Here is a 12,203-nt window from a genome sequence, read left to right as displayed (position 1 = left end):
ACTAGCTACTGGAAGATGTTCCAGACGTCTTTAATCGATACAAGCAGGATCAGTGCAATCAGGAAGATGAATCCGGCAATGGTAATTTTGGATTCGATCTCCTTTTTTATGGGTTTGCCTCTTAACTTCTCCACCAGGATCAGAACCAGCTTGGACCCGTCCAAGGCCGGAATGGGGAGAAGGTTGAAAAAGGCCAGGTTAAGAGAAATATAACCCGTAAAAAAGAGGAGGGGAGCCATTCCTTCTTGGGCAGCATCACCAATTAGACGAACCACCCCTACCGGCCCAGAAAAAGAAGATAGTGAAAGTCCGCCTGTGAAGAGTTGGCCGATGGTAACGAAGATCATGACGTAAATGGAGACCATCTTGTCAAAAGCTCCTTTAAAAGCATAGGCCAGGTCCTTATCCCGGTCAGCAATGAAGCCCAGGAGGTAGTCTCCATTTTCCTCCCGGACGGGTTCAACGGACACATCGTGCGTGGCATTGTCCCTTAAGTAGGTCAGTTTGAGCTCTTCCCCCTTGCTTTCGTGGATCAACTTAGTGAGCTGGTCATAGGAGTCCACCGGACGATCATTGATGGCAGTGATGGTGTCCCCTACCTTCACTCCTTGCTGGGGAAGGTTTGAATTTTCTGAAAATTCCAGAATTCGAGGGACCGGCTTCCCTGTCATCCCAAAAAAGAGAACAAAGCAGATATAGCAAATGACCAGGTTCATCAAAGGCCCGGCTAGGATCGTCAGAAAGCGGCCGAGGGCAGGAGCCTGGTCAAAACTGTCCTCTGCATCCGATTCCTCATCTTCTCCTTCCATGGCACAAAATCCCCCTAGAGGGATAGCCCGCAAGGAATAGAGGGTCTCCCCCTTCTTCTTCTGAAGGAGGGCAGGACCCATGCCTACGGAAAACTCATTGACTCGGATACCCTGCTTTTTGGCCATGATAAAGTGACCGAATTCATGGAACAGGACGACCAGCATAAATACAATTAGTGCAGCAATAATTTTGATCATAAAAAACTCTTCCTTCATTCAGTAAACGACCCTGTCAATGTGCTCACCGATTAATATGGTCAGGGTGTAATTCAACTCGCATTCCATTGTACAAAAATCATAATGAACCATCAATATCAAGAAAGTATCAAGAGACTTTCATCCCGTCATGTGGCAAATTAGAATAGATAAAAGAAAAAAATGATCCATAGGTAGGGAATGGTGAAAATGACAGAATCAAATCGATCCAAAAAGCCGCCATGAGACCGCAAAATATGGGAAAAATCTTTGATTCCTGTCCTCCTCTTCAAGGAAGAAGCGAAAACATCACCCAACTGAGCAATGATGGATCCAAAGGCCCCGATAAGCAGCATAGGCATAAGTCGTAAATCCGAGTAGAAAAAACTCCCAATACCGCAGAGAATGATTGCTCCAACCATGCCCCCGATTGACCCCTCCAAGGTCTTATGGGGAGAAATTTGAGTAAGGGGAGTTCGCCCTATTTGGGAGCCTACCAAGTAGGCAAAAGAATCTGTACCCCAGGCAATGAAAAAAATAAAAAGGAGGTAGGTTTGTCGTTCTTTAGGAAAGAAGTAGACAAAACAAAAGAGAAAGCTGATGTAAATACTGGCAAAAAGAACCTCTGTCAGATTCTTAAGGGCATCATGGGGACGAAAAATGGACAAAATGAAAAGGATGAGGATAGCCAAGGTCCAGACTCCCAGATAAAGGGAAAGGTTGGACAGGAAGGCGGTAAGATTGGCAAAAAAATTCAAGGCCTGCCCCCAAATATGGTAGGGGGAAGTCCTGTCAGGATCCAGGGCATGGTAGACTTCTTCCAGGCAAATCAGGGTGATGATCTCAGTTCCCAGAAAAAGAAGCAGCCTGCTTTTGGAAAAGATGATGAGTAAAATAACCAGAAGGATGCCTGCTCCCATAAGCAATCTGGAAAAAAAGTTTTTCATGATTTTACCCCTCCAAACCGACGTTTTCGCTGGGAAAAAGACCTGCAGGCTTCCACAAGATCATTTTTTGAAAAGTCCGGCCAGTAACAATCCAAGAAGACAAATTCAGCATAGGCAGCCTGCCAAATCATGAAATTTGATAGACGAAGCTCCCCTCCAGTTCGAATAATCAAGTCCAAAGGCGGAAATTCCCTGGTATCCAGGAATCCATCCAGATCTCTTTCTGATAGGGATTCAGGATCAATACCGGCCTGATGAGCACGGTGGAAGGCACGTATAATTTCATCCCTTCCCCCATAATTCAAACCGATATTAATCACTAAGCCCTGGTTATCTTTAGATTTGTCCACCGCATATTGGACAGCCTTTCGAGCTGGAAGGGGTAAACGGGACATCTCCCCCATCACCGTAATTTTTGCTCCTTCATCCATGAGCTCCTTAAAGTGAATTCTCACCACTTCAATTAAGAGGCCCATCAATGCGGAAACTTCCTCTTTTGACCGCTTCCAGTTTTCGGTCGAAAAGGCATAAAGACTGAGGACTTCAATGCCTAATTCATCTGCCCACCGACAAGCTTCGATGACCTTGCTTGCCCCTGCTTTATGGCCCTCGGTACGGATAAGGCCCCGTTTTTCTGCCCAACGTCCATTACCATCCAAAATAATGCCTACATGGCGAGGGCCATGATGGCGGGCACCATCTTCCCTCTTTTCAAGACTATCCATACCGTCTCCCATCGTCCACCAAATCAAACTTCCATAAGTTCCTTTTCTTTTTTCTTGGTGATCTCTTCCATCTTTTCAATATACTTATCGGTCAGCTTTTGGAGGTCGTCCTCAGCTCGATAGCGGTCATCCTCTGCAATTTCTTTGTTTTTCTCCGCCTTTTTGATTTCTTCCATGCCCTCGCGACGAATATTGCGAACGGCAACCTTTCCTTCTTCCATCCGCTTATTGACTTCTTTTACCAGGTCCTTACGTCGTTCTTCCGTTAATTGCGGGAAAGGCAGGCGAATCATCGTTCCATCATTTGAGGGAGTGATGCCCAAATCAGAACTGATAATCGCCTGCTCAATCGGTTTGAGGTTAGTTTTATCCCAGGGGGTGATAGTGATCAGCCTTGCTTCCGGAACATTAATGGTAGCCGCCTGCTTGATCGGCGTGTTAACACCGTAATAGGAAAAGCTGATGTCATCGAGGAGGTTGGGATTAGCTCTACCGGCACGGATATGCTGAAAATCATACTCCAGGGCTTCCAGAGACTTTTTCATCTGACTTTCAAGTTCATTTTTTTTATACATATTGATTCCTTTCTCCTTAAGAAGTCGATATGCTGACTACCAGCATTTAATCTACTTATGATCACCGGTGATCGTTGTCCCCAGGTCTTCTCCCTGAACCACTTTCACCATGTTCTCCGGTTGATCAATTCCAAAGACCACAATAGGAAGGTCATTATCCATTGCCAAAGACGTAGCCGTTGAGTCCATAACGGTAAGACCCATGGTTAAGACGTCACGATAGCTCAGGTGATCGAACTTATGCGCATCCTTAAATTTATTGGGATCCTTGTTATACACTCCATCGGTCCCCTTTTTACCCACTAAGATGCAGTCCGCATCAATCTCTAAAGCCCTTAAGGCTGCTGTTGTATCGGTCGAAAAATATGGAAGACCCGTTCCAGCACCAAAGATGACAATCCGTCCTTTCTCAATGTGGCGAATGGCACGTCGACGGATATAGGGCTCAGCCACCTCCTGCATTTGAATGGCTGTCTGAACACGGGTTTCCAGGCCAAGATTTTCAAGTGAAGCCTGGAGGCGAAGAGCGTTGATTACTGTACCCAACATGCCCATATGATCCGAACTGGCTCGTTCAATGGAGGTTGAGGACCGGCCACGCCAAAAATTCCCACCTCCAACAACAATAGCAATCTCAATACCCAGTGCATGAACTTCCTGTATTGACCGGGCAATCCTTTCAATCGTTTCATCATCCAGACCCACATGGCTGGGCCCGGCCATGGCTTCACCGGATAATTTTAATACGATTCGTCGATAGGAAAACATAATCCCCTCCTTCATTGATCTCTATAATTTTACCATAAAAAAGAGGAAGGGTCTCAGACCCTTCCTCTTTAGAAAGTTCGAAAATTCGGCAATTAACCATTAATTTGCTTAGCCACTTCCTCTGCGAAATTTTCTTGTTTCTTTTCCAGACCTTCACCCACTTCGTAGCGGATAAAGCGACGGATGACGATGTTTTCGCCAATCTTGGCAATGAGTTCTTTACGAATAGTATCAACCGATTTATCGGTATCCAGGATGAACTTCTGGTCTAAGAGGCAAATCTCCTCATAGAACTTGCCCATACGGCCTTCCACCTTCTTCTCGGCGACGAAACGACGCTTATCCTCCGGAATATTCTGACCCTCATTCATGGCTTGCTGGGTCAAAATTTCCTTTTCGTGGTTGACTTCGTCCTCAGGAACGTCCGCCTGGGCAACATACTTGGGGTTCATTGAAGCAATATGGAGGCAGAGCTGGTGGACAAACTGAATGAACTCTTCATTACGAGCAGCGAAGTCGGTCTCCGTGTTCACCTCCACCATAACGCCAATCCGGCCATTATGAACATAGGTGTCGATCAGGCCTTCTGCAGCAATCCGGTCGCTCTTCTTTGCGGATTTAGCAATTCCCTTTTCACGAAGAATATCGGCGGCTTTTTCCACATCTCCATCCGCTTCGACTAAAGCTTTCTTGCAATCCATCATTCCGGCACCGGTCATCTCACGAAGTTCTTTTACCAATCCTGCAGTAATATTCATATTCGCTCCCTTTCTCTTTATTCAAATGTATTCGAACATCAACTAGCCTGCTGATGACTTATTCTTCTTCAGCGTGATCCAGTTCCTGACCCACTTCCACATCATCTTCAGAGAGATCAGGGGTCACTTCTTCGGCCTCTTGAGGTTCTCTCTCTTCTGCAGTCTCAGCCTGGTCATTCTCTGTTTCTTCAGCGGTCATCTCTTCATCATCCATCTGAACACCCTGTTTTCCTTCCAAAACCGCATCAGCCATGGTCTGGGTAATCAGTTTGACCGAACGAATGGCATCATCATTTCCGGGAATGGGATAGTCGACTTCATCCGGATCCGCATTGGTATCAAGAATGGCTACGACAGGAATGCCCAGTTTTTTGGCTTCATTGATCGCTATGTGTTCCTTCTTGGGGTCAACAATATAAATTAAATCAGGCAGACCGCCCATGTCTTTAATTCCGCCCAGGAAGCGGTCTAAACGCTCATATTCATGCTCAAGTTGAGCAACTTCCTTCTTCGGCAGAAGATCGAAGGTTCCGTCTTCAGACATTTTGGCAATTTCTTCCAGACGATCGATGGACTTGCGAATGGTTTGATAGTTGGTCAGCATGCCGCCCAGCCAACGCTGGTTGACATAAAACATATTGCAACGCTTAGCCTGGAGTTCGATGGAATCCTGAGCCTGTTTTTTCGTGCCGACAAAGAGAACCTTACCACCATCTTCTGCGGCTTGACGAACAGCTTCATAGGCATCGTCAATCATGCGGATGGTCTTTTGCAGGTCGATAATGTGGATCCCGTTTCTTTCAGTGAAGATATAAGGGGCCATCTTGGGGTTCCAACGACGGGTTTGGTGGCCAAAGTGGACACCGGCTTCCAGTAAAGCTTTCATAGATACGACGGACATAAAATTTCCTCCTATTGTGTTATACTTCCAGCTCTCTCAAATCCGCACCAATCACCGGGAAACCCGAATGACACACGGCTATGGATATTCGAGAACTGTGTGACATACCCGATTATTATAGCGTAAAAAGGTCAAAACGACAAGCGGAAAGGGGCATTTTTCAAGTTTCCGTTGTAGAGATACAATTGATGTGAGACCAAGAAGAAAAAAATATAGAGAGAAATCCTGTACAATGAAAGTGAAAAGCTAACAAAGAAAGGATTCTCTCTATGTCTACCAGTATAACAAAAACTCAGCGCTATCTTCCACATACTTTAGAAACGAGATTTCATGCGGTTAAAACGTATCGTTTAGGATATTCTGTCAGCTTCGTTATTCGCCGCTACAAGATCTCAAAAGCCTCACTCATGCGTTGGAATCGCCGCTTTGACGGCAGCCGGGAGTCACTAATGGACCGTTCCCACCGACCGAAAAGTCCGCATCCTACTGCCCATACGGAAGAAGAAATAACTTGGATTAAAAATTTCATTCGGCGAAATCCAACCATCTCCCTCATTGAACTCTACGCCAAGCTGAAATTTCAAAAGGGCTACCGCCGCCATCCCTGTTCATTTTTCCGTTTCCTTCGGAAACAGGGCTTTTACCAGCAAAAAGCCTCAAAGAAGAAACCCTATATTCCGAAGCCTTACGATACCCCGAAAGCCCTTGGAGTGAAGTGGCAACTCGATGTCAAATATGTTCCAAACGCTTGTTACGTGGGGAAAATGCCGGATCGATTCTTTCAATACACTGTCATCGATGAAGCCAGCCGAGAATGGTTCATTTACCCCTTCCGTGAGACCGATCGGGTACATCCTTTCGATCTTTACTGTCAAGAAAAGGGGATTGTGCACAAACTGATTCGGCCCAGGACACCAAGGCATAACGGAAAGGTCGAACGAAGTCACCGTAATGACAATGAGCATTTTTATGCTCATCTCTCCTTCTACAGTGATGAAGATCTGATTCTACAAATGAAGCGCAATCTCTACAAATCCAACCGACTATCTATGCAGACGCTACAATGGCTAACGCCTATGGAAAAAAGGACCCAATTACTGGCGGGCTAGCCCGCCAGTAATTAGGATAGCAAACGGGAGATCTCAACTTACTTTTTTGGTCTCACATCATTTACAAATGTACACCGATTCCTACCGGGGGAAAATCACATTTGGTGAATAGCCCGTGTATTTTTTGAAGACTTTATTGAAATATTTATAATCGGAAAACCCAACTAATTCTGCAATCTCGTAGAGCTTATATTGGCCGCTTTTTTGCAATTCTACCGCTCGCCGGATTCGATAATAATTTAAAAATGCGTGAAAAGTATACCCCGTTTCCGCTTTGAATTTTGCATTCAGATGGGTGCAGGAGATGTTCAACTCCTGGCTTAAATCCGTGAGGGAAATGCGCTCTGCATAATGATTGCGTATGTACTGCAACATGGCGTCGGCGTACTTATTTTTTAGGGACACCGGTTCTTCCGATGTCTTTATTGAAGGGGATGCCGCCTGATTTTCATGTGCCGCGACAATGCGTTTCAGACAGTCCTTCAATTCATTCTCGTCCAAAGGCTTCAGTAAATACTCGGTGACCCCGAGATGAATCGCCTGCTGCGCATAATCAAACTCACTGTATCCGGACAAAATAATGGAATAAAACGGACAAATGTCTTGCCCTTTTCGCAGCATTTCCAAGCCGTCCATATCCGGCATACGGATGTCGGTAATGACGATATCCGGGCGCAAAGCTTCAATCTGTGCAAGCCCTTCCGTCCCGCTGCCCGCCTCTCCAACCACGACACATTGGAGTTCCGTCCAATCCGTTTTATACAATAATCCGCGTCGAATCAGGTTTTCATCCTCTACCAGCAAAACCTTCAACATTTCTCCTGTACCTCCTCTTCATAGGGCAGATTCAACGTAACGGTTGTCCCTACACCCACGACACTTTCAATATGGAGGCCATAGGGTTCGCCATATGTCAGTCGAATCACTTTCTGAATGTTATACAACCCGATATGCGCCTTGTAATCTTCTTGATTCTCTTGACAAAAACTTGCCCGCAGCGCTTCAAGCTGTGCCTCCGAAATTCCCGCGCCGTCGTCTGTCACTGTGAAGCGCAAGCTTTCTCCCAGTTTTTCCACCTTCACGCAAATATGCAGCACTTGTCCGGGTTGATATCCATGCGTAATACTGTTCTCAATAATCGGCTGCAGTAAAAGCTTCGGCACCAAACATTCCATCAACTCTTCGGGAATATCAAACTCGTAGCGCAGACAGTTATTGTACCGCACCTTTTGCAGCAATAAATAATCATTGATATATTCGATATCGGTTTCTAAAGTAACTTTTGTATTGCAATAATTTACACTGTATCGCATAAGCGCAGCAAAAGAAAGTAGCATTTCCGATGCCGACTCCGGGTTCTCGCTGATCTGATATCGCACCGTTTCCATGACATTGTAGACAAAGTGGGGATTGAACTTATCCTCCAAATGTTTGATTTCCATCTGTAGACGTCGTTGCGACAATTCATTATTGTGCTGAATCAATGACTGAAACTGCTCATACAGCTCCTGCGATTCACGAGAACACTGCGGTGACAAGGCCGCCGTTCGAGGATCGTATTCCAGATGCTCGACAGCGCATTTCAATTCGCCAAGTTCCATCGCATTTTGTTTGGTAAAGGCACGCGTCAGCATACGCACAAGGACCACCACGACCAGGAGAAATAAAATAAAGAAACCCGCACTATAGCCAAGCCTTTGAAAGAGCATATCCAGGGGTGTTAAGGTGTACAGGCGCAGTGATTGCGACATCACATTGCCTGTGGCCATATAGAAGTAATTCTCGTCAATCGCCAGAATGCCGTTGGTTTCGCGCGAAAGCGTAAGTTTATTACTGAGCTGTTTATCCTGTGAATCCTTCTGAAGGTCCAGTGTTGTATAGACCACATTGTCATATAAATCTTTCAGAAGCACGGCGGAGGCGGTTTCTCGAAAAACGGCTTGGAAACTCTCCTCACGTAGGTTAAAAAACAGGTAGCCGACGGATTCTCCGTCGGTTCCCGGAATGGCGCGACAAAAAGAAAAATTGCACGCCTGCTCACGACTGAGAGGCGCCGTACAAACCGCGTGCAGCGTGGTCGAGGAGTCCCTACGCATGCGATCTGTCATGCGCGCAGCAAAAGCAGAATCGGCGAAAATCGATTGGTTTTCGGCGCTCAAATTCGAACAGCAGATCTGCATCTTCCCGTCCATCAATACGAAGTATGGTCGCAGCGTCTGTTGATTGGCAAAGGCATACAGTTGACGATTTGCTGTAAGACGAGTGGAGCCGGTGTCCTTTGTAACCGCCTTTTGAAGGGTCTCTTCTTCGGTCAGATCCACCAGCCCCTCATCATACACCGACAACTGTTGCGATAATGCGCGCTCCAGATTTCGGTTCTCCTTTTGACTGCCCTTCACGACAACCATAAAAAAGTTCAGGGCAAAGCCTCCTGTGTAGAGCAAAAAAACGACTGCCAAAATAGCCATCACATAGCGAATGAATGATCGGCGCAGCTGATTTTGAAATGATTCGCGGCGCATGACAACTCCTCTCCTTGCCTCCCCTTCATTCTACCATGTTGTATCTTATCAAACGCTTACATCCTTTTTCCCGCTAAATTTGAAAAACAGGAGTAAAGAGATAATCGAGGTGAGCGTCAATAATGTGGAATAGGCTGCTGCATTCCCGAAGTTACTGCGAATGACTTCCGAATAAATCGCTACGGTCAGCGTCATGGTTCGACTCGTATACAAGATAACGGAGGAACTCAATTCACTGATCAAAGTAATCCAACTCATGATGGCTCCCGAAAAAACACCAGGGAGCATCATCGGAATGGTAATGCGCAGGAAGGTGCGAACCTGTGAAGCGCCCAAACTGATGGAAGCTTCCTCAATGCTCGGACTGATCTGCCCGATAATAGCGGTGCTCGATCGGATGGTATACGGCATTCGTCGAATCGACAACGAAATAATAATAATGAGTGCGGTGCCGCCTAAAAGGAACGGAGGGCCGTTAAAAGCGTAAAGAAAAGAAATACCCAACACAGAACCTGGAATGATATAGGGGAACATCGTCAACACATCGAGTGCTGCCGTCAGAGGATTCTTCTTCCGTACGCAGAGATAGGAGATGAGAATGCCACATACCACGACAATGACAATCGCTACGAGACCAAAGAGATAGCTGTTTGTAATCGCAGAGGTATTGCTTTTTGCGAAAATATTTCGATAGTTGTCCAAGGTAAATTCCCCGGTAAACAGCGAGCCGTTTATGGTGCCGATAAAAGAGGTGACCAAGACCGTCAACTGCGGCAACGCCGCTATCAGCGTTACAAAATAGACTACGATATGGGCAACGGTTCTGCGCCATCCGCGCCGGTCCTCCGGTTCCATCGGTTTCAGTGCGGTCATGGAGTACGTGAAGCGTTTCCCCAGAGCTTTTTGAATGAAGAAAAAGAAGAGCGCAATAAGAATCACGATCAAGCACATCGTTGCAGCAAAACCGTCATTTGTACCGACTTCACCCATAAACTGTGTGTATAACATGACCGGAAATGTCTTATAGCCCTCACCGATAATCATGGGTGTGCCGAAGTCCGCAAAGACACGCATAAATACGAGCAAGGATCCTGCCAGCAGGGACGGCATTACGAGTGGGAAAATAATTTTCGTAACACGCTGGAATTGATTGCAACCCAAGCTTTCTGCCGCCTCATTCAGGGAATTGTCTAAGTTTTTCATAGCCCCGGATACATACATGTAAATCAAAGGAAATGATTGCAATGAGAACACAAGTACAATGCCGGCGAAGCCGTAAATCCCTTGCAACTGTACACCGAAAATCCCATTGATCAGGCGCGTGAAAAATCCGTTGCGCCCCAAAAGCTGAATCCAGGAATACGCACCGATAAAAGGAGGCGACAAATAAGAAATCACAATTAAGATATTAATCAAACTTGCGCCACGAATTTTTACACTGCGCAACAAGTACGCCATGGGGACGCCGATCAGTGCTGCAACAAGGGTGGACACCACCGTGACCTTAAAGCTGTTTACCAGGGTTCCCCAATAATATTGTTTTGCAAAAAACTTTGTAAAATAACTGAGGTCCACTTTTCCATCGGTAAATAAACTCTTGATCAATAACATGCCGATCGGATAAATGACAAATAGCAGGAACAGTGCCAGCAACACAAGCGTCAACACCGTCCACATATTAAAACGTTTTTCACCCGCATAGGTCATAGCAGCTCCTCCCGAATAATCAGAGATTTTTCGCCATCTGCAGTAAATAGATTGATCCGTTTTGGCTTGACACGCAACCGCACCTCCGTTCCATTTGGAATGACCGCCCACTCGTCGCTGTCACGAATCGCTTCAATTTCCTGACCAGAGCGCAACGATAAGAAATAATGCGTTGTCGTTCCGAGAAATACGCTGCTGCGAACGGTTGCATGAAGCCCCTCCCCACCCTCTGTGGAGAGAATGAATTCTTCGGGACGCACGGCGATCAACACCTTTTCTTCATGGACGGCTTCCTGGCTTATGTTATCCATGGACACCTTATAGTCATCCTTTATAAAGTCGATTTCCGTATGACCTTCCACGCGACGGATCGTTGCGTCAAGAAAATTGGATAATCCGATAAAGTTGGATACAAAACGATTTGCAGGGCGCTGATAGATCCGGGGCGGGGTGTCAATTTGTTGAATAACACCACTATTCATTACCGCAATGCGATCGGAAACAGCCAATGCTTCTTCCTGATCATGCGTGACATATACCGTTGTGATGCGAAACTGCTGCTGAATCCGCTTAATCGCATTGCGCATTTCCACGCGAAGCTTGGCATCCAGATTGGATAAGGGTTCATCCATCAGCAATACTTCCGGCTCAATGACAATCGCCCTTGCCAATGCCACGCGCTGTTGTTGCCCGCCGGATAAATTCGCAGGCATGCGATCTTTCAAATGATCAATTTTGACAATTTTTAATATTCGGTTCACTTTTTGTTCGATTTCGTCTTTGGGCATCTTTCGATTGCGCAATCCAAATGCTACATTATCAAAGACACTCATGTGTGGAAATACGGCGTAATTTTGAAACACCATTCCGATATTGCGTTTATTCGTAGGAATATTATTAATGACACGGTCGTTAATCTTAAACGTGCCGCCCTCAATGGAATTAAATCCGATAATCATTCGTAAAAGCGTTGTCTTCCCACAACCGGAAGGACCGAGTAATGTAAAGAATTCCCCGGGTTTCACCTCCAGGGAAAGTCCTTTGATAATCGTTTCCTTCCCATAGCGTTTTACGGCATTTTCAACAGTAATCGTAGCGCCCATTGTCTTTGTTCCCTTTCTTTTCTTATATGCCTAAAAATATACGGACCTACGAAGTGCAATCGCAGGTCCGTTGAAATGTGCTAT

The 12,203-nt window shown here is 45.9% G+C and carries 12 protein-coding genes; 1 reads left to right on the top strand and 11 read right to left on the bottom strand.

The genetic code is table 11. The annotated features are described in order from the left end of the window. Positions 1-5 precede the first annotated feature (5 nt). The 7 genes from BN2373_RS06670 to rpsB all read right to left on the bottom strand — a co-directional run bounded on the left by BN2373_RS06670 (position 6) and on the right by rpsB (position 5,678). Complete coding sequence (locus BN2373_RS06670; RefSeq protein WP_053943315.1) at positions 6-1,007, bottom strand: M50 family metallopeptidase; 1,002 nt, start codon at positions 1,005-1,007, stop codon at positions 6-8. A 158-nt stretch (positions 1,008-1,165) separates the two neighbouring features. Next, on the bottom strand, positions 1,166-1,924 hold the full coding sequence (locus BN2373_RS08110; RefSeq protein ID WP_420795657.1) for a phosphatidate cytidylyltransferase: 759 nt from the start codon (positions 1,922-1,924) through the stop codon (positions 1,166-1,168). A gap of 23 nt (positions 1,925-1,947) precedes the next feature. Then, the gene (gene uppS / locus BN2373_RS06660) at positions 1,948-2,676 is read right to left on the bottom strand and encodes a polyprenyl diphosphate synthase (RefSeq protein WP_082338335.1); all 729 of its coding nucleotides are present in this window, start codon (positions 2,674-2,676) and stop codon (positions 1,948-1,950) included. Positions 2,677-2,699: 23 nt separating this feature from the next. Beyond that, complete coding sequence (gene frr / locus BN2373_RS06655; RefSeq protein WP_053943312.1) at positions 2,700-3,251, bottom strand: ribosome recycling factor; 552 nt, start codon at positions 3,249-3,251, stop codon at positions 2,700-2,702. Positions 3,252-3,302: 51 nt separating this feature from the next. Further along, positions 3,303-4,019 carry a UMP kinase gene (gene pyrH / locus BN2373_RS06650; protein ID WP_053943311.1) on the bottom strand — a complete coding sequence of 239 codons (717 nt, stop codon included), beginning with the start codon at positions 4,017-4,019 and terminating at the stop codon, positions 3,303-3,305. A 92-nt stretch (positions 4,020-4,111) separates the two neighbouring features. Next, positions 4,112-4,777, bottom strand: coding sequence for a translation elongation factor Ts (gene tsf / locus BN2373_RS06645; protein ID WP_053943310.1), 666 nt, complete (start codon positions 4,775-4,777; stop codon positions 4,112-4,114). Between the two features lie 58 nt (positions 4,778-4,835). Further along, complete coding sequence (rpsB, locus tag BN2373_RS06640; protein ID WP_053943309.1) at positions 4,836-5,678, bottom strand: 30S ribosomal protein S2; 843 nt, start codon at positions 5,676-5,678, stop codon at positions 4,836-4,838. A gap of 269 nt (positions 5,679-5,947) precedes the next feature. On the opposite strand from rpsB, the gene BN2373_RS06635 reads away from it, so the two are divergent. Beyond that, positions 5,948-6,787, top strand: a complete 840-nt coding sequence (locus tag BN2373_RS06635) for a hypothetical protein (RefSeq protein ID WP_053943308.1) — start codon at positions 5,948-5,950, stop codon at positions 6,785-6,787. Positions 6,788-6,868: 81 nt separating this feature from the next. Here the strand turns inward: BN2373_RS06635 and BN2373_RS06630 are convergent, their stop codons facing one another. From BN2373_RS06630 to BN2373_RS06615, 4 genes are read right to left on the bottom strand one after another with little or no spacing between them, the layout of a single operon-like run. Continuing rightward, the gene (locus tag BN2373_RS06630; protein ID WP_053943307.1) at positions 6,869-7,603 is read right to left on the bottom strand and encodes a response regulator transcription factor; all 735 of its coding nucleotides are present in this window, start codon (positions 7,601-7,603) and stop codon (positions 6,869-6,871) included. Beyond that, entirely contained in the window at positions 7,597-9,309 is a 1,713-nt protein-coding gene (locus BN2373_RS06625; protein ID WP_053943306.1) for a sensor histidine kinase, read from the bottom strand. The genes BN2373_RS06630 and BN2373_RS06625 overlap by 7 nt, the downstream gene beginning before the upstream one ends. Before the next feature lie 48 nt (positions 9,310-9,357). Next, on the bottom strand, positions 9,358-11,016 hold the full coding sequence (locus BN2373_RS06620; protein WP_053943305.1) for an ABC transporter permease: 1,659 nt from the start codon (positions 11,014-11,016) through the stop codon (positions 9,358-9,360). Next, complete coding sequence (locus BN2373_RS06615) at positions 11,013-12,119, bottom strand: ABC transporter ATP-binding protein (protein ID WP_053943304.1); 1,107 nt, start codon at positions 12,117-12,119, stop codon at positions 11,013-11,015. Before BN2373_RS06615 ends, BN2373_RS06620 begins: the two co-directional genes overlap by 4 nt. Between the last annotated feature and the right edge of the window lie 84 nt (positions 12,120-12,203).

This window comes from Kallipyga gabonensis (assembly GCF_001286805.1).
In the GTDB taxonomy this organism is placed as follows: domain Bacteria; phylum Bacillota; class Clostridia; order Tissierellales; family Peptoniphilaceae; genus Kallipyga; species Kallipyga gabonensis.
Note: the sequence above shows the minus strand (reverse complement) of the source record. Positions and strands in the feature narration are given on the sequence as shown.